Annotated in this window: 17 protein-coding genes; all 17 read right to left on the bottom strand. The window is 60.0% G+C overall.

Annotation, left to right across the window (positions count from 1 at the left end; genetic code table 11):
* Positions 1-27: 27 nt before the first annotated feature.
* Complete coding sequence (locus tag ACCC96_RS15135) at positions 28-2,961, bottom strand: TIGR00180 family glycosyltransferase (RefSeq protein WP_413696216.1); 2,934 nt, start codon at positions 2,959-2,961, stop codon at positions 28-30.
* Between the two features lie 54 nt (positions 2,962-3,015).
* Positions 3,016-3,744: a cephalosporin hydroxylase family protein gene (locus ACCC96_RS15130; RefSeq protein WP_018925024.1), complete on the bottom strand. Its 729-nt coding sequence runs from the start codon at positions 3,742-3,744 to the stop codon at positions 3,016-3,018.
* A 29-nt stretch (positions 3,745-3,773) separates the two neighbouring features.
* Positions 3,774-4,439, bottom strand: a complete 666-nt coding sequence (locus ACCC96_RS15125; RefSeq protein ID WP_018925023.1) for an acetyltransferase — start codon at positions 4,437-4,439, stop codon at positions 3,774-3,776.
* Positions 4,436-5,557, bottom strand: a complete 1,122-nt coding sequence (locus tag ACCC96_RS15120) for a DegT/DnrJ/EryC1/StrS family aminotransferase (protein WP_413696215.1) — start codon at positions 5,555-5,557, stop codon at positions 4,436-4,438. The genes ACCC96_RS15125 and ACCC96_RS15120 overlap by 4 nt, the downstream gene beginning before the upstream one ends.
* Entirely contained in the window at positions 5,554-6,780 is a 1,227-nt protein-coding gene (locus ACCC96_RS15115) for a methyltransferase domain-containing protein (RefSeq protein WP_413696214.1), read from the bottom strand. Before ACCC96_RS15115 ends, ACCC96_RS15120 begins: the two co-directional genes overlap by 4 nt.
* Positions 6,777-7,337 (bottom strand): dTDP-4-dehydrorhamnose 3,5-epimerase, encoded by a 561-nt coding sequence (locus ACCC96_RS15110; RefSeq protein WP_019648085.1) that lies wholly within the window; start codon positions 7,335-7,337, stop codon positions 6,777-6,779. The genes ACCC96_RS15115 and ACCC96_RS15110 overlap by 4 nt, the downstream gene beginning before the upstream one ends.
* Complete coding sequence (rfbG, locus tag ACCC96_RS15105) at positions 7,334-8,416, bottom strand: CDP-glucose 4,6-dehydratase (RefSeq protein WP_026345696.1); 1,083 nt, start codon at positions 8,414-8,416, stop codon at positions 7,334-7,336. The genes ACCC96_RS15110 and rfbG overlap by 4 nt, the downstream gene beginning before the upstream one ends.
* Entirely contained in the window at positions 8,398-9,171 is a 774-nt protein-coding gene (gene rfbF, locus ACCC96_RS15100; protein ID WP_019648083.1) for a glucose-1-phosphate cytidylyltransferase, read from the bottom strand. The genes rfbG and rfbF overlap by 19 nt, the downstream gene beginning before the upstream one ends.
* Before the next feature lie 271 nt (positions 9,172-9,442).
* Positions 9,443-13,015, bottom strand: coding sequence for a glycosyltransferase (locus tag ACCC96_RS15095; protein ID WP_413696213.1), 3,573 nt, complete (start codon positions 13,013-13,015; stop codon positions 9,443-9,445).
* A gap of 125 nt (positions 13,016-13,140) precedes the next feature.
* Complete coding sequence (locus ACCC96_RS15090) at positions 13,141-14,709, bottom strand: flagellar hook-associated protein 3 (RefSeq protein ID WP_413696212.1); 1,569 nt, start codon at positions 14,707-14,709, stop codon at positions 13,141-13,143.
* A gap of 13 nt (positions 14,710-14,722) precedes the next feature.
* Positions 14,723-16,783 (bottom strand): flagellar hook-associated protein FlgK, encoded by a 2,061-nt coding sequence (gene flgK, locus ACCC96_RS15085; RefSeq protein WP_413696211.1) that lies wholly within the window; start codon positions 16,781-16,783, stop codon positions 14,723-14,725.
* A gap of 23 nt (positions 16,784-16,806) precedes the next feature.
* Positions 16,807-18,105 (bottom strand): flagellar assembly peptidoglycan hydrolase FlgJ, encoded by a 1,299-nt coding sequence (flgJ, locus tag ACCC96_RS15080; RefSeq protein ID WP_019648079.1) that lies wholly within the window; start codon positions 18,103-18,105, stop codon positions 16,807-16,809.
* A gap of 11 nt (positions 18,106-18,116) precedes the next feature.
* Positions 18,117-19,226 carry a flagellar basal body P-ring protein FlgI gene (locus tag ACCC96_RS15075; RefSeq protein ID WP_018929948.1) on the bottom strand — a complete coding sequence of 370 codons (1,110 nt, stop codon included), beginning with the start codon at positions 19,224-19,226 and terminating at the stop codon, positions 18,117-18,119.
* Between the two features lie 6 nt (positions 19,227-19,232).
* A complete protein-coding gene (flgH, locus tag ACCC96_RS15070; protein WP_413696210.1) occupies positions 19,233-19,928 on the bottom strand; it encodes a flagellar basal body L-ring protein FlgH in 696 nt (231 codons plus the stop codon).
* Positions 19,929-19,980: 52 nt separating this feature from the next.
* Positions 19,981-20,766 carry a flagellar basal-body rod protein FlgG gene (gene flgG / locus ACCC96_RS15065; protein WP_018929947.1) on the bottom strand — a complete coding sequence of 262 codons (786 nt, stop codon included), beginning with the start codon at positions 20,764-20,766 and terminating at the stop codon, positions 19,981-19,983.
* A 45-nt stretch (positions 20,767-20,811) separates the two neighbouring features.
* On the bottom strand, positions 20,812-21,552 hold the full coding sequence (locus tag ACCC96_RS15060) for a flagellar basal body rod protein FlgF (RefSeq protein WP_026345695.1): 741 nt from the start codon (positions 21,550-21,552) through the stop codon (positions 20,812-20,814).
* A gap of 355 nt (positions 21,553-21,907) precedes the next feature.
* Entirely contained in the window at positions 21,908-23,467 is a 1,560-nt protein-coding gene (locus ACCC96_RS15055) for a sigma-54-dependent phenylalanine hydroxylase transcriptional regulator PhhR (protein ID WP_007938551.1), read from the bottom strand.
* Between the last annotated feature and the right edge of the window lie 139 nt (positions 23,468-23,606).

Here is a 23,606-nt window from a genome sequence, read left to right as displayed (position 1 = left end):
TTGAGTCCTTTTACCTGTCAGCCAGGCTTATGCGAGCAACTGCGCCCAGTCAATGCTGGTCGGTTCGCCGAGGGTAAAGCCCTTGCCAGTCAAGGCCAGGTTCTGGTTGTAGGCTGAGTCCTGCTCGAAACGGGCCTGCCACTTGTCACGCAGGGCAGCTGCCGCCTGCGGATTGTCCGGCAAAGTCCCGGGGTGCGTAATCTGCACTTGTGGTGTCCAGACCGTCAGCAAACCTGCGTCGGCAACTTTCAGGCACAGATCGACATCGGCGTAAGCCTCGTCGAAATGCTCTTGGTCCAATCCACCGACGTCATCAAACACTTGCTTGCGAATCATCAGACAAGCACCAGAGACAGCCTGATAGTTCTGTTCGACGACCAAGCGACGCATGTAGCCCTGGGCATCTTTTTTCTCGCCTGCGAAAGGTGAAGCGACCCCGCCATTGAGGCCCAGAATCAAACCGGCCCCCGTCACATTGCCATTGGCATCCACCAGTTTGGCCCCGACCACTCCTACCTCAGGACGCTGCGCCTGGTTAAGCAGTGCCTCGATCCAGTTGGCGTTAACGACCTCGGCGTCCGCCGCCAGCAGCACCAGGTATTCGCCCTGAGCCTGTTCTACAGCCAGGTTAAGTAGTGCCGAAGTGCTCAGACGCTGCTCTGCCCTGACCAGACGAACCCGGCCACGACCGTTCTGCTCCAGGCTTTCCAGCCAGGCGAGCAGTTCGGCGGACTGGCTGTGATTGTCGACGATCACGATCTCATTGTTCTGATAGCGCGTGCGTTGCAACACGCTGACCAGGCAGCGCTGCAAACACTCCAGGTTGTCCTGGCTGTGAACGATGATCGAAACCTTCGGACGATCGGCGTGACGGTAGTCGATACGGTAGCCTCCCGACGCTTCGGCACTGACCTGGGCCTGATATCCGCGGGTCGCCAGATGACGAACCAGAGTCTGGCGTTCGTGTTCAATAGGCCCCGGCGGCGGTGCCTGGGTGATCAGCAAAGGCTCTGCCAGATGCGCGAGCCCGGCCAGGCCGCCGGCTTCGATCAGGCGCAGCAACAGGTCGAACTCGAGCGCCGAAGTGAACTCACGAGAGAAACCACCGACTTCCACCAACACCTCACGCCGGATCAGCCAATGCCGCGCAGTCAGCGCCGGCAGGCTCTGCAACAAATCGAGGTTGAAGGCGGGACGGAAGACATCGACCAGCGTGCCATTGGCCTGACGATGAATCTCGTCCACCGCCACCGCACGGCAACCCTCGGCGTTCTGCAACTCCAGGCTGGCACGCAACAGACCCGCGGCGGTGAACTCGTCGCCCGCCTCGGCCAGCAGCAACCAGTCCGAGGTCGACTGGCGAGCAATCTGGTTCAGCTTATCGACATAGTTGCTCGTGGTGACCTTGACGAAATGCAGGGTGTTTTGTTCGGTGGTGACTGCCGGCAGATCGCCAGTAGTGAAGACCACCACTTTGAAGGCCCGGAACGCGCTCTCCATCAGACTATCGAAGCTGGCCTGAAGCTTGTCCATGTCTGCGTCCAGGTCCAGCAACAAAATGCCGAACTGAGGTCCACCGTCATTGGCTGCCAGATGCTGGTTGATTTTCCTCACCGCAGTCTCATTTGGCTCCCGTGCCTGCAACCAGTTGAGCAGACGTCCCGACGGCATCGTGTCGAGCAACTGACGACTATCGTGGGTCGGCACACTGTCCAGGCGCTGCACCCAATCGGCCAACACTTGGGCATCAGCCGTTTCCCCCATGTCCACCAGTTGCTGAGCGAGCTTTTGCACGACTCGACGGTTGAAGGCGCCGAGTTCCACGGCTTGAAGCAGGCGCGTCTGGATCGTCGCCGGACTGTCATTGGAGTAAGTACGCTGCAGTGTCTGCTGCTTGAGCAATGTCCCTTCCATTTCCTCGAGTTGCAAACGGCCGGCCGGCATTGCATGGAGCAGAAACTCGCACTCCGCCAGTTGCTCGAAGAAGGCGCTGTTGTAGAACGGCATCTCGACGTATTGCTCCGGGCCGAAGACACGCTTCGGGCCGACCGTCGGATCGGTCCAGTAAGACTCGAATATCGGTTCGATGGTCAGCGCGTTGCGGGCAGTCAGGCTGTCGGCCAAAGCGGCGAAGCTTTGCAGGGCCAACTGGGCGGTCTGCTGTTGGTCGAGACCGGTGATACCCGTCGGCAGCGATGACAGGAACCCGGCAAAGCGCTCGCGCTCGGCGACAGAGCGGGCGTCCTTGAAACTCAAGGTCGTCATGATTTCGGTGTTGTGGTCCGAACGCCCGTAATTGACTTCACGTACCACATAGGGTGCCGGGAGAATTCGCGCCTTGGCCCGTGCCAGCATGTAGTACACGTGGCCGATTTCCTGCCACTGGAAGATCGTGCCTTCCGGCATCGCTTCGTACCAGTCACGCAACAACGAGGTCCGATGCACGGCATAGAACGGCGGAATGTACTGCCCCATGTAATCGAGTACACGGTCCTGGCCTTGCTCGGCGTTGTAATCCTCCTGCACCTTCTTGTCGCGACGGTAGTACTGCACATAATTGGCGTGGGTCAGGTACATCAGGCAATAGCCGTGGCACAAACCGTAGTCGGGGTTGGCTTCGAGGAAGTTCACCGATTCGGTGAGAGCACCGTGCAACAGGAAATCATCGTCGGAGGCGAACACCATGTACGGCGTGCTGACCTGTTCGACACCGTATACCAGCTTGGCCTGGATGCCCCAGTAGCCGAACTGCGGCAAATGCCGATAGTCGATGGTGTCTGCAACCGTCGCCGCGCCATCCAGAGCAACGGCTGACGAATCAAGGACCAGAATCCTGCAAGGCAGCGTGCTGTAGAACTGCAACGCCCTGCGCAAAAACGCCGGACGATTGTGCGTAATCAGCACCAGAGTGAACAGCTCACTCAGGGGCAACGTGTTTTCAGAACCGTAAATGCCTTGCATATCCTTCCCCGCCACAGACCTATTGCCTGATGAACACTTGAATGAAGTTGTCGTTTAACGCACCCGGCGCAGGTAGCCATCCGGCGCAACGGTGATCAGCAGTTTGCTGTGAATCGCCTGATCGATCTCGAAATCCCGGTTTTCTTCCAGGTACGCCCAAACGGCGGTTTTAGGGTTATCACCCTTGCCCCATGGACGGTCCGGAAAGGCGTCTTCCGGCATGTCTTCGACCACCGTATCCATGACCACGCAGTAGCTGCCGACCGAGACCATCGGTGCATACAGGCGCAACTCTTCCAGCACGTGTTGATGGGTGTGATTGGAGTCCAGCACCACCAGCACTTTCTTGCCCTGAATGCGCTCGCGCACCTGATCGACGATCGCGGTGTCGATGCTCGAACCCTGAATCATCTGGATTCGTTTGCTCATCGGATGGGCTTCGATCGCTTCGCGGTTGTGCTGGCGAATATCGATGTCGACACCCAGTACTTCACCATGGCCGATCAGCTCCAGCATCGAGGCGTAAAACACCAACGACCCGCCGTGGGCGATCCCGGTTTCCACGATCACATCCGGGCGCAAGTTCCAGATGATTTCCTGCATGGCCACCATGTCCTGGGGGAACTGAATGATCGGGCGGCCCATCCAGCTGAAGTTGTAGGTGTACTTGTGTTTGGCCGTGGTGCCGACCCAGTCCAGGGACTCGGCCTGCAGCGCTTTGTCTTTCTTCAAACCTTCGATGTTGCCTTTTACTTCTTCACGAAACTGCTCATGGGGATTCATCGCAACTCTCCAAAAAATAGGGAAACGGCTTACTTGAATACCTTACCGTCGGGGTAAGGCACCGCGTTGGTCTTGATGATCCTGGCGGGATTGCCCGCCACGACCGAATAATCCGGAACATCTTTGGTGACAACGGCGCCGGCGCCGATGGTGACCCAGCGACCGATGCGCAGGCGCGGCAGGATGGTGGCGTTGGTACCGATAAATGTCCCGTCGCCGATTTCCACGCAACCGGCGATACACACCCCAGGTGCCATGAAAACCGAGTGGCCAATCCGTCCTTCATGCCCCACCACGCTGCCGGCACTGATGCTGGTGTTGTCGCCCAGCGTTACTTCGGCCTGCATGAGCACGCCTTCCTGTAGATAACTGCCCTGCCCCATGCGAATCATGGTCAGGTCGATACCCGGGTGAACGAATTGGCCCAGAGTGGCGCCGGCCTCGACCAGTTGGCGGGTGGTCTCGTAGCGCAGCCGGGTACTGCCGGTGATCAGGTTCACGAAGCGCGCCTGAGGCCCTTTGAGTTCGCTCACCCGATCCGAGCCGCCGATCACCGGTACCCCATAAAACAGCGTGCCCTGCTTGCTCGGGTCGTTATCCAGAAAGGCGAATTCGACGTTGGGGGTGCTGCGCTTCACCGCGTGAAGCATGCGCACCGCTTCGGGGTTGGCCGCGCCCAGCAAATAAATCTTCACGACAGCTGCCTTTTTGCGAGCAGGGCACGCACGACATCCACCACTCGTTGCTGATCGGCGTCGGTCATATCGTGATAACTCGGCAGGTTGAATGCGCGCTCCGGCAAGGCGAAAGCCACCGGTGTGTCGACAGAGTGTTCGCTGAACATCGGCAACGACGACAACGGCCAGAAGAACACCCTGGCATCGATATCGGCAGCCTGGAAAGCGGCGATCAACTCATCCCGGCGAATCCCGGTCTCGGCATCGAACACCACTGTCGGCATCCAGTAGCCGTTACGCGAGTGCTCAGGCTCAGGGTTCAGGGAAACACCCGGCAGTAATGTCAGGGCGCGGGCGTAATTGGCGAAAATCTCACGCTTGCGACTGATCAGCTCATCGATACGCTCGACCTGAGCGCAACCGACGGCGGCCTGCAGGTTGCTCATCTTGTATTTGAAGCCGATGAACTCCGGCCAGAACTGTTTGGTGCTGCCAGCGACCCGGCCATGGTTGGATAAGGTCAGGACGCGCTCGTACAAGGCTTTGTCCGAGGTGACGAAAATCCCGCCCTCGCCGGTGGTCATGGTCTTGGTGCCATGAAACGAGAACGCACCGAATGCGCCTAGAGAACCGGCCGCCCGACCACGCCATTGCGAGCCGATGGCCTCAGCGGCGTCTTCGATCACCGGAATATTGTGTTCCCGACCGATCGCCAGCAAGGCGTCCATATCACACAGGTTACCGTAGAGGTGCACTGCGAGAATGGCTTTGGTTCGCGGGGTAATTGCACACCTGACCTGCTCCGGGTCCAGGCACCAGCTATCCGCCAGAACATCGACGAACACCGGCGTGGCACCCAGGTAGGTAATGGGCGCCGCCGACGCGATCCAGTTAGTGTTGCCCAGGATCACCTCATCGCCAGCACCAATGTCCAACGCCGCCATCCCCATGTGCAAGGCGCCAGTACAGCTGGAGGTCGCGATGGCGTAGGTGGCGCCAAGATGCTCGGCAAAACCATGCTCGAAACGCGTCAGATATTCGTAGCAACGTGCGCCCCAACCGTTCTGAACGGCGTCCAGGGCATACCGGGCTTCCAACTCGCCCACGCTCGGCTTGGTGTAATGAATTCTGCTCATTGAATGCTCAACTCCGGAACGGCGACAACAAACCGCGCGCCCCACACTTTGACCGAGGCGAATTGTTGGGTGATTTCAGTCAACAGGTTCCAGGGCAAAACCAGGATGTAGTCGGGTTTTTCAAGATCGATGCGGTCGGGCGAAACCACCGGGATTCGACTGCCCGGCAAATACTTGCCCTGCTTGTGCGGGTTGGCATCGGCCACCCAGGCCAACAGGTCCGGTTTGACCCCTGCGTAGTTGAGCAAGGTGTTGCCCTTGGCTGCCGCGCCATAACCGACCACGCGCTTGCCGTCGGCCTTGGCTTGCAGCAGGAAACGCAGCAGTTCGTGCTTGATACGTTCAGCGGCGGGCGCGAGAGTCGCGTAGTACTCGGGCGTTTTCACCCCGGCATCCAGCTCAGCCTGTAATTGTTGCTGCACGGTCGGTTGCACCACGCGGCGCTCACCGTCCTTACGCTGCACGAATACCCGCAGTGATCCACCGTGAGTGCTCAGCAGACTGACATCGAACACTTCCAGCCCATTGCGCTCGCACAAGGTCTGCACGGCGGTCAGGGACAGGTAGGAATAGTGCTCGTGATACAGCGTGTCGAATTGCTGCCCGGCCATCAACGTCAGCAGTTGCGGAAACTCGAACGTCGCCACACCGGTCGGCTTGAGCAAGGTGGAGAAACCACCGAGGAAATCATTAATGTCCGGCACATGCGCCAACACGTTGTTGGCGGCCATCAGGTCGGCGGCCCAGCCTTGGTTTTTCAGTTGCGCGGCGGTGTCGCGACCGAAGAACAGTTCGCGAATCTCCAGGCCTTTTTCCCGCGCTGCTTGCGCGGTGCTACGGGTCGGTTCAACACCCAGGCAAGGGATGCCGCGCCCGGCGACGTACTGCAACAGGTAACCGTCGTTGGCGGCGATTTCCACCACGCGACTGTCGGCCGTCAGGCCGAAGCGTTCGACCATCTCCGCGACATAGCGCTCGGCATGGGCCAGCCAGGTACTGGAGAACGAACTGAAATACGCATACTCGGCATCGAACAGGCTGTCGGCGCTGGTGTAATCCTCGGTCTGCACCAGCCAGCACTGCTGACACACCGCGACCTTCAATGGTACCCATTGCTCGGCTTGTTCCAGGCGATCGGCGTGCACATAGGCGTTGGATGGCGGCGAGGTGCCGAGATCGATCAGCGGCAAGGCCAGAGGAGTACCGCAACCACGGCAGTTCATAGACGCACTCCAGCGAAGTGTTCATCGATCAAGGGATGGCTGGAGTCCCTGGCCGACAGATTATTGACAGGCAACGGCCAGGCAATCGCCAGCCGTGGATCGTTCACCGACAACCCGCCCTCGTGCGCAGGCGTGTAATCGGCGCTGTGCAGGTAGAGCAATTCGGCGTCATCGGTCAGCGTCTGGAAGCCGTGGGCGAACCCGGCCGGGATCAGCAGGCTGCGACCGTCACCGGCCTTCAGGTGCTCGGCGTGCCAGTGCAGAAAGGTTTCGGAATCGGGGCGCAAGTCCACCGCCACATCCCAGACCTCGCCGCGCAGGCAGGTAATCAACTTGGCTTCCGGCGCATTGGAATTTTGAAAATGCAGACCGCGCACACTGCCCCGCTCACGGGTGCAGGAGTGGTTGATCTGGCGGATATGAAACGGCTGGCCGAAAGCGCTCAGGCTGCCTTCGCAAAACAACCGGGCGAAGTGCCCGCGATCATCTTCGAAGCGTTTGTGCTGCACGCTGAACAGTCCGGCCAGCGGCAAGGTCTTCAATAAAAACTCGCTCACAGCGCGCCTCGATACAGGTTCAACTGACGCAGGGTGATTTCACGCATGTCATCACCGTTCTGCCACGCCAGGTGCCAATCGAGGGTCTGGGTCAGGCACTGCTGCAACGACCAGCGCGGTTGCCAGGCCAACAGTTGACGGGCGCGACTGCTGTCCAGGCGCAGCAGACCGGCCTCATGCAAATCACTCGGTTCAATGCGCAATCCGCGTGCTTGCGGCCAGCGGCTGGCAAGCAACTCGACCACTTCGCCGACGCTGCACATGTCCGCTTCGCTCGGGCCAAAGTTCCACGCGCCGGCAAACTGCGGGCCTTGCTCATAGAGGCCTGCGGCGAGTTGCAGGTAACCCGCCAAAGGTTCAAGAGCGTGCTGCCAGGGGCGCACGGCCTGCGGGTAGCGCAGGGTTACCGGTTGGTCGGCCGACCAGGCCTTGAGCACATCTGGAATCAGGCGTTCCGGCGCGAAGTCGCCACCGCCCAACACGTTGCCGGCACGCGCGGTGGCCAACGCCAAGCCATGCTCGGCGTACTTGTCGGCCGGGAAAAACGATGCGGCGTAAGACTGCGCCAACAATTCGCAGCAAGCCTTGCTGCTACTGTAAGGATCGTGACCGCCCAAGGCTTCGTCTTCGCGGTACGGCCACAGCCATTCCTTGTTGGCGTAGACCTTGTCGGTGGTCACCAACACACAGGCGCGCACGCCGCCGACCTGGCGGATCGCTTCGAGCAGATTGAGCGTGCCCATGACGTTACTGGAATAGGTGCCGAGCGGATCGCGATAGCCTTCGCGCACCAGCGGTTGGGCCGCCAGGTGCAGGACGATTTCCGGCTGGGTTTCGGCGATCAGTTCCAGCAATGCGCCGAGGTCACGCAGGTCGCCGCGTTGATCATTGATGCCTTCGTACACCCGCGCCAGATCGAACAGGCTCGGCTCGGTGGATGGATCGAGCGAAAACCCGCTGACCTCGGCCCCGAGGCTTTGCAGCCACAACGTCAACCAGCTGCCCTTGAAACCGGTGTGGCCGGTCAGCAGCACCCGTTTGCCGCGCCAGAATTGCGGACTCAGTCCCATTGCTTCCATGGGGCCTCCCCGCTCTGCCACAGCGCCTCAAGGTGATTCTTGTCGCGCAGGGTGTCCATCGGATGCCAAAAGCCATCGTGCTGGAAAGCAGCAAGCTGGCCATCGCTGGCCAGGCCGGTCAAAGGTTCGGACTCCCAAACCGTCTCATCCGCGGTAATCAGCGGCAGCACCTTAGGCGACAGCACAAAGAAACCACCATTGATCCAGCCACCGTCCCCACGAGGTTTTTCAGTGAAACCGCGAACCAGATAACCTTCGCGCTCCAGGGCGCCATAACGACCAGGCGGCTGGACCGCCGTGACCGTGGCAAGCTTGCCGTGGGAAAGGTGAAAGTCCACCAGGGCGCTGATGTTCAAGTCAGACACGCCGTCGCCGTAGGTAAAGCAGAACGCTTCTTCGTTTTCCAGATAGCGGCCGGCCCGTCGCAAACGACCACCAGTCATGGTTTCCTCACCGGTGTCGATCAGCGTGACGCGCCACGGCTCACTGTAATTCTGGTGAACGTCCATACGGTTGTTGCACATGTCGAAGGTGACGTCGGAGGTGTGCAGGAAGTAGTTGGCGAAGAAGTCCTTGATCGCATAGCCCTTGTAGCCAAGGCAGATCACGAAGTCATGAATCCCGTGGGCGGAGTACTGTTTCATGATGTGCCAAAGAATTGGCTTGCCACCGATCTCGATCATCGGCTTGGGCTTCAGGTGCGATTCTTCGCTGATGCGCGTGCCCAGGCCACCCGCCAGAATTACTGCCTTCATCGTCTCCCCTCTTGTTCTTCACAGAGCTCGGCCAAGCTGTTTCAAGCTTTTTCGGGCTGTCTGGCTAAAACGCTCTGCCGTGTCAGGCGCTGGCGTACCGGCCGCAAGCGCTCGTTTTATGGCGATATGAGGAGGACTTGCAGGAAACGCGCCAGCTCATGAATCCAGATAGAAGGCACAAAAAAGGGACGAATCCGGATCATGCACACCGGGTTCGTCCCTAAGCGTAAAGCGGGCCCAAGACCGCTTGCAGCTGTACATCCAGATTCAATCAGTTCGGTAACCAACCCTCGGCCCAGTAGTTGAGGTTATTGCCCTTGAGCATGTAATCGCGCAGCACTTCTTCGCGCAGCGCATCGCCCATGCGGTAGCTCGCATCAGGGTCGGACAGGTGCATGCGGATTGCCTCAAGCCACTCCTCGGTACTGTTACTCACGACTTTGGTACACGGCAGATAACCGCGATAGGCCTCGGTGTCGGTGCAAATCACCGGGTAACCGCAGGCGCCGTACTCCAGCAGACGCAGGTTGCTCTTGCAGTCGTTGAAGATGTGGAACTCCAGAGGAGCCAGTGCCAGGTCGAGGTTCAGGCTGGCCAGTTTGGCGGGGTAAGCCTCAAGAGCGACGCCCGTGTGAAACTCGTGCACAAATGGCCGTAGCGCCTCGGGGCACATTCCGAAAAATACCCATTCGACTTCATCGGCAAGCAGGCGCACCACATCCGCAATAATTGCCAGGTCACCGTCATGACTGGTGCCGCCACCCCAGCCTACGCGGGGTTTGCGCGAAGTACGTCGATGACTGGTGAGCCCCGTCCACAGATGCGGTGCAAGCATGTTCGGCACCACCCGAATGTCGTGATGCATGTCACGCAAGGCATCCGCCAGCGGCTGAGTCGATACCACGACCCGATCACACAATCCGACACCACGCCGCACCAGTTTGTCGACACCCACTTCGGCCTTGCGGATGTGTGCGTTCTTTTTCGGCACATCGATCACGTAATCGTCGAGCTCAAAAATCCGGAAGGCTTGCGAACAGTTTTTGATTCGCTCGACCTCATCGACAGCCCCTTGGCTGTAGCGCCCCTGCAGGATGATCACGTCGGGCGAGCACCGCTCAAGTTCAATGTCCGTCGGCGTATGGTAGGTCATATGCCCTACCACTCGCCCCGCCGCCTCCAGCTCGAGGAACGGCTGGCTGACCCGATAATGCCCCACCGCCGTGGCGTTGATCGGAATCGCCAGGATCTTGGGCAGGGGCTGACGGGTGAAGGGATCCCACCCGTCCTTGAACCCAGGCTCCAGACTGAAATTGCTGGTGCCCAGACTCAGGTTCCGGTTATACGCCGGATCCCTGGCAACCAGGGGCAACCAGTTCCGGTAGAAGTGTTTCTGCTCAGCCTGCAGCACTTTGGGTGCAGGCCCGACAGTGGAGGCCGGGATCGCCTGCACCAGCTCGGCGTATGGCGTCCATACCACCAGGTAGCCGGCCTGCCGCACACGCAGACAAAAATCAGGACCATTAAGCGCCTGGGCCAAATGTTGTTCGTCCAACCCCTGCAAATCGTCGAAAACCTGCTTGCGTACCAGGAGACAATCGACGCCTACCGCACTGAAGTTCTGTACGGTTTGCTGACGCTGCATATAGCCAGGGGCGTTGAGCAACTCTCCGCGATTGGGGACACCAATGGCCCCCCGCAACCCCAGAACCAGTGCCGAACCCTCGATCCGGCCCTGCGGACTCAGCATCCGCCCGCCAACTACACCGACCTCTGGGCGCAGGCCGTGATTCAGCAACTCGTCCAGCCAGTCGGCATTGACGATGATGTTGTGGGGGCTGAGCAACAGCAGATAGTCGCCCCGCGCCTGGGCCGCGGCGAAGTTATGCACCGCTGCCTGGTTGTCGCCATAGTCACAGCGCAGCACTCGCAGTTTGTCGCTGCCCATTTGCTCCATGGCCGCCAGCCAGCTACAGGCATCTGCGGCAATGCTGGCGTTATCGGCAATCAAAATCTCGTAACGCGAATAGGCCGTTTTTTCCAACAGACTTTCAACACAGCGCTGCAAAGAACCGATCTGGTCCCTGGTGGAGATGATGATCGATACAAGAGGCTGCTGGTCATGGAGGTAGTCAACACGATTGATCAGCGCCAGACTGCCGCTACGGATGCGGTGTGGCGCCTCAATACGCTGTAGATGCGCGGCAAGTACCCGAGGATTCTGCTCGATGACCTGGGGTTGCGAGAGCCACTGAGACAGGCGCAAGGCAGACTCCACAAGCACTTCGCTCACATGGCCGATGGCGTGCGGGCCATTGCTCTCCACCAGACGCCAGACCAGATCGTGAACACCGAGCTCGTCGTAGCCCGCAACAATGCCACCAAGCTCGAGCACCCGCTGACGCTGCAAAGCGAGGACCCGGCCGATGTAAGGGTAACTGCGCATCAAGTCAAGATTGAAGTCCGGCTTGAACACGGGCTCGATCGACACCTCATCGCGCAGCCCTCCCTCATCGCTATAGAGACAGCGCACGTCCGGCATTTCGACCATGCGCTCGGCCAGCAGCAACAAGGCCAGCTCGTTCAAACGATCGCCCGCCCGGACCAGATAGATCCAGTCTGCCTCATCCAGTTGCCTCAGCAGTCGATTGAACTGAGCGACCGGTTCTTCCTGCAAACGTACATGACGCACACCTTCGCAGGGCGCATGCTCCGAACGGGAAATCACCACCACCTGCTCGGCGGCATAAACCTGCTGACGAATACTCTTGAGCGTATCTTCCAGCGCTACGCTATTACCTTCGCTATCGATGACGATCGGCACAATCCGCGGACGCCAGGCCCACCCCTGCAGGCGGGCAGGCAAAAGACGCTGTTGAGCGGGGTTCAATGTGCGGCAAGACAACCATTCACGATACAGGTCGACAAAACTGTCGCAGTCGTCACCCACCCGGGAAAGCACCAGGGTGTGTATGAAACTCAGGGATCGGCCCAACCCCGACTCTTCCCAGGCATAGGGCTGACCATCGACTGCATCGGCCAGAGCCATATAGCGCACCCAGCCTGGTGCAGGTGCCGGCTCGCCACTGCGCAATGCAAGCATCTGTTTGAGCCAGTCGAGCTCTGTCGCCAGCGCATTCCTGACATGTGGCTGATTACTCAATCGCGCCGGGTGCAGGCGCTCGAGACTCAGAACCTGACTGACGACAACCAGATTGCCGCGACGTAACAAACAGGCAAACAAGGCGAAGTCCAGGCGAGCCACGAAACCTTCACCGACCTGGGTCAACGCCGGCAAATACTCCAGCGCATGACGGGTACGCAGCAGCGCCCCGCTCAAACCGCTGAGGAAGTTGACCAGGGTGCTTTCCAGAATCCCCAACAGATCCTCACCCTTGAACAGCGTGATGCCAGTAGAAAAACAGCAGTTTTCCAGCCGCTCGGACAACAGGATGTAATCGCCGTCGCAAAACTGTCGCTGGGCGATGACCAGATTCACATCATCACGATCGATAAAACCTTCGATCTGCTGCTTGATGCACTCAGGCAACAGTTGATCGTCGTCGCACAGCAGCTTCAGATAATCGCCGCTGGCCTCTTGTGCGCAAGCCATGAGGTTACCCTGAAACCCCAAGCGTCGATCATTGCGTACATAACGTAACCGGATCGACTGCGGCACCTCACAATCCTCGACGATCTGGCGGATTTCGTCGCCGACACTGTCGTCGCAGACAATCACTTCGAGGTTGCTGTAGGTTTGATTCAGCGCGCTTTGCAACGCCGCCTGAAAGAACTGCGGATTGAAGGCGGGGATGGCGATGCTGACAAGAGGGACTGGTTTCACGGCAGGGGAACTCTCGAGCGGCGGAAGCTCACTCTAAAAAGAGTGGAGCCCCCCGGAACCGCTGAAAAAAGACGGTTTGCACTCGGCAATCTGCAACCCTCGCGATAAATCGCGAAGGCCTGGATTCAGACTTTGTTGAACAGCCCCAACTGAGCGATCTTGCTGAACGCCAATTGCGAGGCCTGCAACATGGTTTGCTGCAGGGTCAGGCGGGTCATCACTTCGGCCGGATCGGAATCGCGAATCGACGACTGGGTCTGGGTATTGGCCAGCGCCAGACTCTGGTTGATCTCGGTCTGAGTGGTCAATGACGAACCGCGCCCCCCCACGGAACTGATGCCGGCCGCCAACTGGTCGATGCCACTGGACAGATTGCCAATGCCTGAACCGATCGCCGCGTTTAATTGCTGGATGGCGATCGGGTTGTTGTTGGTCGGTGTCGCCAGTGCGGCCTTCAGTTGGCTGACGGTATCCAGAACGTTCTGTGTCTGGTGTGTGTTGACTGCAACGGAGAACTGGTCACCCGCAGCCGGTGTACCGGCCAACGTAAAGGTAACGCCGGACGCGGTTGCCGTGGCACCGGCCATGGTGCCGCTGGACACCGGTTTGCTGCTGGCGGTCAGTGGCGCGGCGTACAAATCGTAGTTTGTGGCGCTGGTGAACTTGAGGATCGCACTACCGCTCGGGAAACTGGCGTGGTAGTTGGCGCTGTTGGTGACCGCGGTACCGGTGACCAGTGCCGCCGAAGGATTCCCCGGGCTGCGAGACGTAGTGAAGCTGTCCGGCTTGGCCGCCAGGGTGAAACTGTGCCCGGTGATCACTGTACCCGGGACGTCACCCGCCTGCAGGTTGATGTTCAACTTCAGATCAACGCCACGGAAATTGACAGTCTGTGTGGCCGCACCGTTGGTGGAGCTGAACACGCCGTTCTGACTGGCCTCGGCGGTGACGTCGTTACCTAGCGAATCGGTAATTTTCAACTGCGTGCCACTGACGAAATCCACGGTGTAAGGCTCGCCGCTGCGGAACTTGGCGTTGTAGGTGACATCGGAGCCGACCTGACCGTTGGACAACACCACACGACCGTCATCGACCGCAGGCGCGGTGAGCGTAGTCTGAGTACGGCTGGTGTTGATCGCCTGCTGGAATACATCCCAACCGGTGCTGTTGGTGGCCATCGACTGGGTATCGCCAATCGGCAGATCCAGCGTGACCTGATCACCGTTGTAGGCGTAGCTGCCATCGGTGTTGCGGGTGAACGGCACCACATCGCCCTTGGACCCGGAGAAGATGTACTTGCCGTTTTCATCCTTGGTGTTCATCAGGCTGAGCAGTTGCTCTTCAATCTGCCCCAGTTCGGAAGCGTTCGCCTGACGGTCGGCATCGGTATAGCCAGCGTTGCCTGCGCCCAGCGCCAGCTCTTTGGCGCGCTGCAGCACGTTGCCAATACTGGTCATCACCGACTCGGTCTGGCCGAGGGTGCCTTTGATGGTGGTCATGTTGGCCGAGTACTGGTCAAGCATCGAAGCCTGCTGACCCAATTGCAGCAAACGCGAAGCGCCGACCGGATCGTCGGCCGCGGTATTCACGCGAACCAGGCTGCTGGCCTCTTCGCTGCTCTTGACCACGTTGGAAAAGTTCTTCTGATAGTTGGCAGCAGAGGACTCGTAAAACTGGGCGGTAGAAATGCGCATGGGCTACGACTCCTTAAAGACTGTTGATCAGTGTGCTGAAGATTTCCTGCGCAGCCTTGATGATCTGCGAAGACGCGGTGTAGTACTGCTGATACTTGACCAGGTTGCCGGTTTCCTCATCGAGGTCGACACCGGACAACGAGTCGCGAGCGCCCTTGGCGTTGGCCAAAATCGCGGTGGTCGCAGCACTGTCGAGCTTGCCTTGCGCGGCCTTGGCACCGACACCCGAGACCAGTTTGCCGTAGGCATCGTTCAGGGAAATACCGTTGCTGGCCGAACCGGTGTCCACGGCCTGCTTGGTCTGCAAGGCGGCCAGTGTGGTGCCGTTACGGTTATCCAGCGAACCCGGCTGGCTGAGCGATACGTTGATCGCGGTGCCGTTACCTGGCGAACCGGCCACGGTCATGTCGAACGACACGGTGCGCTGCACGATGGGCGGTCCCGGATCATTGATCGCGGCACCGGTGCCGTCGACCAGCGGAATGGTCAGGCTCAGCGTATTGTTCTGCCCCGGCACGATGGTGCCGCTGCTGAGCGAGTTGCCTTGGGCATCGAGCATTTGGTAAGTCTGAGTCGTACCACCGGCCGCACCGAACACGATCTTGACCGGCGTCGAAGTCTTCAGGCCGTTCTGGATTGTGGTGGTGGTCGCCGTGTCGTAGATATCGAACTTGGTGGTCAGGGTCGGTTGACCGCTGGCCGGAATCGTCAGCGTGCCGCTGCCGCCCGCCGCAATGGCCGCGCCCAACGGTGCCGCGATGGCCAGACGTTTGGAGTCGGTCATCTCGGTCTTGATGTTGGTCGCCGCGTTGCGGGTCGGGGTGATCTTGAACGTGTCGCCGGCGGCTGCTGTGCCACCGGAAAGTGTCATGGAGAAACCATCGATCACCGGCGGTGGCGTGGTCAGCGTGCTGAAGGCGCCCATGGCGGTGCCTTCAGGCAGACGCTGCACGGTGTAGTTGGTGGCGCTGGTGAAGGTGACCTTGTAATCGTTGATGGTCAGCTTGCCGCTGTCCTCGATGCTCACGTCGAAGTTGCCTGAACCGGCGCTGTTGCCGACCGTGGCAACGCTGCGCTGGGCCATTTGCGCGGCAGTGTTGATGCTGTTGAACAGGTTCGAGCCGAAGGCACCGTTCTTGTCGATGCCCTGGGCCTGGACGGTGTTCATCTGATCGGCGACGACCAGCGCCACACGCCCCAGCTCGTTCATGGCCGGGTCCAGCACGGTACTGCGATAACGCAGCAAACCGCCCATTTCGCCACCGGTCATCACCGAGGTGATGTCGATAGTGCTCGAGCCACGATTGAGCTGAATGGCTGAGCGCGACGGATCGTCTTTGCTCGGCACCACTTCAAGCTTGCTGGCAGTGCTGCCCATGACCAGCGGCTGACCGCTGCCCAGGTAAATGTCGAGGTTACCGTCACGCTCGATCACTTGCGCACCCGTAAAGGTGGACAACTGGCGCACGGTCTCGTTGCGCGCGTCAAGCAAGTCGTTGGGTTGGCCGCCGGCGTTGGAAACTTCGGAGATCTTCTGGTTCAACTGGGCCACGGTGGCCGCCAGTTTGTTGACCTGATCGGCCATGTTCGTCAGGTTGCCGTTGATGTCCGCGTTCTGCGCGGTCAACTGGCTGGAGATCGAGTTGAAACGGTTACTCAGGGCTTGCGCATCGCTGAGCAGCAGTTGGCGGGAAGCATCGTCGCCCGGTTTCGCGTTGACGTTCTGTACCGAGGCGAAGAACTTGGTCAGGGCGCCGTTGAGGCCGGTACCGCTGTCCGACAGCAATTTATCGAGCGGGCTGATCTGCCCGGCATAGGCAGCCGAGTCGCTGTTGAGCGAGGTGGTGGTTTGCAGTTGCGCATCGAGGTAGCTGTTGTACACCCGACGCACATCGGCCAGGGTCGTACCCGTGCCGATGTAGACATTGCCGAACTGATTCGAGGCCTTGCTGCCCTGCACGGTTTGCTGACGCGAGTAGCCTGCGGTGTCGGCGTTGGCAATGTTGTTACCGGTCACCATCAACGCGCTTTGGCCTGCGGATAAACCCGACATCCCGATGTTGAGCAAACTCATGATTCAAACCTTATGCCTTGTGCCTATAAAGGCGTAGTGGAAGCGCCCGCTGCAGCGTAGTTTTGGTAACTCGTCATCTGCTTGGCTATCTGCGAAATCTTGCTTGCGTAATCCGGGTCGGTTGCATACCCGGCTTTTTGCAACTCGCGTACAAACTGTTCTGGGTTATCGGCCGACTTCAGCACATCTTGATAGCGATTGTTGCTTTGCAGCAGCGTCACAAGGTCATGGAAACTGTCCTTGTAAGAGGCGTAGGAACGGAACTCGGCCGTCTCCTTGACCATCTGGCCATTTCTGAATTCGCTGGTGATTGCCCGCGCCGAATCGCCCTTCCAGTTACCGCTGGCCTTGATCCCGAACAGGTTGTGGCTACTACTGCCATCCTGAGCGCGCATGACCGATTTGCCCCAACCGGTTTCCAGGGCGGCCTGAGCCACCAGGTAACGCGGATCGACACCGATACGGTCGGCGGCTTCTTTGGCCATTGGCAGCATGGTGTTGACGAATTCGTCGGCGGAGCTGAAGGCTTTCTTCGCCGGCGCCAGGGGGATTTGAGCCATGGCACGACCATAAATCTGCAGGCGCCCGCTGGAGGTCGTATCCGTTTGCGAAGCCAGCCAGTCGCCGTTGTACAGCGGGCCGGAACCGGTCGTGGTGCTCGGCGGCACCTGGATTTTATTTTGCGTTGCGGAGGCGGTCGTTGCCGTGGTCGATGCCGATGGCACCAGCCCTGCGAGCAAACGGTCGGCCAGTTTCGGCGGCAGCGCCAGACGCCGCTGATTGATCAGCGCCATGTCGTTGCGGTGTGCGCCCTCGCCCGCACCTGCCGGCGCCCGCACCGCGCGTGAAGCCCACAACGGGCGCTCGCCGTTGAGGCGCGACAGCGGCCCATTGGTGGCGACCGTACCGGCGGCAATCGGTGTTTCCACGGCGGCCTTCGCGGCGGCTTGCTTGGCGGCAGACGCTGCAGCAGCCTCACCCGGTGCCAACGGCTTGTTCTTCGACATCTGGCGCATCAGCACGTCAGCCAGGCCGATACCGCCGCCTTCACGGGACAGGGAAACGGCCAACTGCTGGTCGTACATTTCCTGGTATTGCTTGGCCGCCGGCGTGTTGAGCGGATTGTCCTTGCCCAACGCTTCGGTGGCCGAGCGCATGGACTTGAGCATTTCACCGAGGAACAGCGACTCGAATTCCTGCGCCACTTTGCGCATGTTCGCATCGCTGTTCTTGTCGCCGACCTTGAGCTGATTCAAACGATTCAGGTCCGAGTAAGAACCCGAATCGCTGCTGCTGACCAGACCGCTTTTGCGCATATCCATGATCGCCGTCCTCAGATCACGATCAGGTCGGCTTGCAACGCGCCGGCCTGTTTCAACGCTTCGAGGATCGCCATCAAGTCACCCGGCGCTGCTCCGACCTGGTTCACCGCACGAACGATCTCGTCGAGGGTGGTGCCCGGGCCGAACTTGAACATCGGCTTGGCTTCTTGCTGAGCGTTGACCCGCGAACGCGGCACGACCGCCGTCTGCCCGTTGGACAGAGGGCCGGGCTGGCTGACGATCGGGTCTTCGGTGATGGTCACGGTCAGGCTGCCGTGGGTCACGGCGGCCGGGGAAACCTTGACGTTCTGGCCGATCACGATAGTGCCGGTGCGCGAGTTGATGATGACTTTCGCCACCGCCTGACCCGGATCGACTTCGAGATTTTCGAGGATCGACAAATAGTCGACCCGCTGGCTTGGATCGAGTGGCGCAGTCACGCGGATCGAGCCGCCATCGATGGCCTGAGCGACGCCAGGGCCAAGCATGTCGTTGATCTTGTCGACGATGCGCTTGGCCGTAGTGAAGTCCGAACGGTTGAGGTTCAGGGTCAGGCTGTTGCCCTGATTGAAACCGCTCGGCACTGCACGCTCGACCGACGCACCGCCGGGGATGCGACCGGCCGACGGAACGTTGACGGTGATCTTCGAACCGTCACGACCTTCGGCATCGAAACCACCGACCACCAGATTGCCCTGAGCGACGGCGTAGACGTTGCCATCGATACCTTTGAGCGGCGTCAACAGCAAGGTGCCGCCGCGCAGGCTCTTGGAGTTACCGATGGACGCTACGGTGATGTCTATCTGCTGACCCGGCTTGGCGAACGCTGGCAAATCGGCGCTGATCGACACGGCCGCGACGTTCTTCAATTGCACGTTGCCGGAACCTGGCGGCACCTTGATGCCGAACTGCGAGAGCATGTTGTTGAAGGTCTGCAGGGTGAACGGGGTCTGGGTCGTCTGGTCACCGGTGCCGTTAAGCCCGACTACCAGGCCATAGCCGATCAATTGGTTGGAACGCACGCCGGAAATACTGGCGATGTCCTTCAGCCGTTCGGCTTGAGCATCGAAGGCTGCGCACAGCAAAAGAGCGCCCACCATCAGGTGTTTAAGATTCAACATAGCCACCTAGAAAGGGAACAGCGGGCTGAGGAAGAAACGGTCGAACCAGCCTGGCTGACTCGCATCGGCAAACGCACCGGTGCCCGAATAGGTGATGCGTGCATCGGCGACGCGGGTCGACGACACGGTGTTATCGGTGGCGATGTCATCGGCACGAACGAGGCCGGCAATCCGTACCAATTCGTCACCAGTGTTGAGAGTCAGCCACTTCTCGCCGCGTACAGCGATGATGCCGTTAGGCAACACGTCGGCAACGGTCACAGTGATCGAGCCGGTCAGGCTGTTGCTCTGACCGGACTTGCTATCGCCCTTCGTTGAGCGGTCGGCGCTATAGCCGGCGTTCAGACTCAGGTCGTTGCCACCGACCGGATTATTGGTGGTCAGACTGGAGCCGAACAGCGAGGTCAGGCCGATCTTGTTGTCGCTGTTCTTGTCCATCTGCGAGTTGGCGTTCTTGCTCGCCTGGGTGCGCTCGTTCAGGGTGATGGTGATGATGTCACCGACCCGGAACGCCTTGCGGTCGCTGTACAGGTTCTGTTCGAAACCGGCCTGGTAGATCGAGCCGTTATTGGCGGCAGCCGGCAGCGGCGTGCGCGGCAACACCGGGGCGTAGTAAGGGTCATTGGGCCTCGGCGTCGGACCAACGCACCCCGCCAGCGCGGCGACCCCACTCAGTGCCAGAACAGATACGAAGCGATTCATGACCCTACCTCACGGTGTTGCAGGCGACCTCATGGCCGCCTCATAGACTTGATTACAGATTCTGCGTTACGAACGAGAGCATCTGGTCGGCGGTGGAGATCACTTTGGAGTTCATCTCGTAGGCGCGCTGAGTGGTGATCATGTTGACCATCTCTTCAACGGTGCTGACGTTGGACGTTTCCAGAGTGTTCTGCAGCGTGGTGCCAAAACCGGCCAGGCCCGGGGTGCCGACTTGCGGCGCGCCACTGGCAGCGGTTTCCAGGAACAGGTTGTTACCCACCGCTTGCAGCCCGGCCGGGTTGATGAAGTCGGCGGTTTGCAGGTTGCCGATCACTTGGGAGGCGGGGTTGCCGGCAACGGTGATGGACACGGTGCCGTCACGACCAACGGTGAACGTCTGGGCGTTGTTCGGAATGACAATGGCCGGCTCCAGGGCAAAGCCGCTGGCGTTGACGATCTGACCGTTGGAATCCAGGTGGAAGGTACCGTCACGGGTGTAGGACGTGGTGCCATCGGGCTGCAGGATCTGGAAGAAACCGCGACCGTCGATGGCCATATCCAATGGCTGCTCGGTGGTTTGCAGGCTGCCGGCGGTGAAGTTTTTCTGGGTGCCGACGATGCGCACACCGGTACCCACTTGCAGACCCGACGGCAGTTCGCTGTCCTGGGTCGACTGGGCGCCTGGCTGGCGTTTGATCTGATACAGCAAGTCCTGGAACTCGGCGCGGTCACGTTTGAAACCCGTGGTCGATACGTTCGCCAGGTTGTTGGAAATGGTGGTGAGGTTGGTGTCCTGGGCGGACAGACCTGTTTTGGCAACCCATAGAGCCGGAAGCATTCGTTTCTCCTCGTGCGCCTGTTTTACGGCGCGACGTTCTGATAATTAGCTGATCTGCAAGACCCGAGCCATGGCCTGGTCATCGTCTTTGGCGGTGTTCATCATCTTGACGTGCAGCTCGAACTGCTTGGCCAGCGCCAGTACCGAAGTCATTTCTTCCACGGCATTGACGTTGCTCGACTCGAGAAACCCAGACACCAGTTTGACGCCGGCATCGGCCTGCGCCGGCTTGCCGTCCTTGGTGTGGATCGAACCGTCCAGGCCTTTGGTCATGTTCTTGAAGTCCGGGTTGACCAGCTTGATGCGGTCGACTTCGGCCATCACACGCGGGCCCTCGCCCATCGCACGGATGCTGACGGTGCCGTCTTCGCCGACTTCGATCTGCTGCTCGGGCGGCACGGCAATCGGCCCGCCATTGCCCATCACCGGCATGCCGTTGCCGGCGCGCAGTACGCCCAGCGCGTCAACGTTCAGGCTGCCGGTGCGTACGTAGCTTTCACCGCCATCGGGGTTTTGCACGGCGATCCAGCCGTTGCCTTGCACCGCGACATCAAGGTCGCGACCGGTTTGCACCAGGGCGCCCGGGGAGAAGTCGGTGGCCGGACGTTCGCTCATGGCAAACGCACGCGCCGGAAAGCTGTCACCAAACACCGGCATCGAACGGGCCTGCTCCAGGTCCTTCTGAAAACCATTGGTAGAGATGTTCGCCAGGTTGTTGGCATGAGCCTTCTGCGCCAGTGCATTCTGGCTGGCGCCGGTCATTGCCACATAAAGGTACTTGTCCACACTCTTTCCTCTGCATGCCGGACGTTTGCCGCCCACCGCTGTACTGCTGAGCGATAAGCAATTTGCAGACCAACTTTTTTCTGGCGGCGCCGGGCCCGGCAAACAAAGGACTTGAGGGGTTTAGAGGGGGATTGGGGGAATGTATCGAAGACGAAAAACCGGCGGTGTTATGCCGCCAAGAGGCAAGGATCAGCCTGGACGCTGATCGTTCCCCTGTGGCGAGGGAGCTTGCTCCCGCTCGGGCGCGAAGCGGCCGCAAAACCTGCCTGCGCGATCTGCCTGCAATAATTCGGTTGTCATTTTTGGGGCTGCTGCGCAGCCCAGCGGGAGCAAGCTCCCTCGCCACAAAAGCCGCTTAGCCGGGCTCTTTGCCGACCTCATACTCACGCAACTTATTGGCAATGGTGGTATGGGAAACCCCCAGTCGCTTGCCCAGTTGCCGACTGCTCGGATACTCGGAATACAAGCGCTCCAGCACGGCTTTCTCGAAGCGCCCGACAATCTCGTCCAGCCCACCCTCGAGGGAGAAATCGCCAAGCGGCTGACGCACGCCGTAGTCTGGCAGACGAATGTGCTCGGCTTTGACGGTGCCACCCTCGCACAGGGAGACCGCCTGAAACAGTACGTTTTCCAACTGCCGCACGTTACCCGGCCAGTGATAGTGACTGAGCCGTTCCATCGCCGCCGGCGCCAGTTTCGGCAGTGGGCAACCGATCTGTCGACTGGCCTGATCGAGGAAGTGCTCTACCAGCGGCGCCAGTCCATCGAGGCATTCGCGCAGTGGCGGGATGTGCAGCGAGAGCACGTTCAAGCGGTGGTACAAGTCCTGACGAAATTCACCGCGAGCACACAGCTCGGACAAGTCCACCTGAGTCGCGCAGATCACCCGCACATCCAGATAAACCTCTTCATCGCTGCCGACACGACGGAAGCAACCGTCCTGCAGAAAGCGCAGCAATTTCACCTGCAAGCGCGGGCTCATTTCGCCGACGCCATCGAGAAACAACGTACCGCCCGCCGTCAGCTCCAGAAGCCCGAGCTTGCCTTCGGCCCGCGCCCCTTCGAAGGCGCCGGGGCCGTAGCCGAACAATTCGGTCTCGGCCATGGACTCCGGCAGTCCGGCGCAGTTGAGCGCCATCAGCGGCGATTGCCCACGTGGGCTCGCCAGGTGACAGGCCCGCGCCAACAACTCTTTGCCGGTGCCGGTTTCGCCTTCGATCAATAGCGGCGCATCCAGCGGTGCCATGCGCCGTGCTTCGCGAACCACTGCCGCCATCACTTTCGAACTTTGGAAAATGCTGTCGAAGCCGCGCAACTCCTGTTTGCGCACGTTATAGATGCGCTCGCCCACCCGGTCCGCCCGGTGCAGCGTCAACACCGCACCGGCCATGGCCTCGCTTTCGTCGTGCTCCGATTGCAGCGGCGCGATGTCGGCGAGAAACACGTCACCCTTGACCTTCACCCGCAAGCCGTTGATCCGCGACTTGTTGGCGCGCACCAGTTCCGGCAAGTCGAAGTCCTCGGCGTACCGCGACAACGGAATCCCCGGCACCTCATCCACCCGCACCCCGAGCAACTGCGCCGCCGCACGGTTGGCCGCGACGATGGAGCCGCCCATGTCGATCGACAGCACCGGAAACTCCAGGGCACCGAGCAAGGCATTGAGCTCCATGTGCCGACGCTCGCTGGGCATCAGCCCTACACGCTTGACGCCGAACACCCCGCCAATCGCCTCGAACTTCGGTCGCAACGCCTGGAACTGAATGTTGATCAGGTTCGGACAGTGCAGATAGATCGCATTGCCATGCTCACCACCCACCTCGCCGCGGGCGACGTTGATCCCGTACTCGACCAACAGGTTGAGAATGTCGCGCAGGATACCGATGCGGTTCTGGCAGTGAACTTTGATACGCATAAAAAGGCCCGTAACAGGGGTGATCGAGGCCCGACGCAAGGAAATTTCTGCGCGAACGCCAAGTTAGTCGTCAAGATTATGTGACACCCGCGATCCATTTCAAACACGGAAATATCAATACTTACGCCACAGCAGCAAA

Origin of the sequence: Pseudomonas sp. Pseusp11 (assembly GCF_047304405.1) — a bacterium.
Lineage (GTDB): Bacteria > Pseudomonadota > Gammaproteobacteria > Pseudomonadales > Pseudomonadaceae > Aquipseudomonas.
Note: the sequence above shows the minus strand (reverse complement) of the source record. Positions and strands in the feature narration are given on the sequence as shown.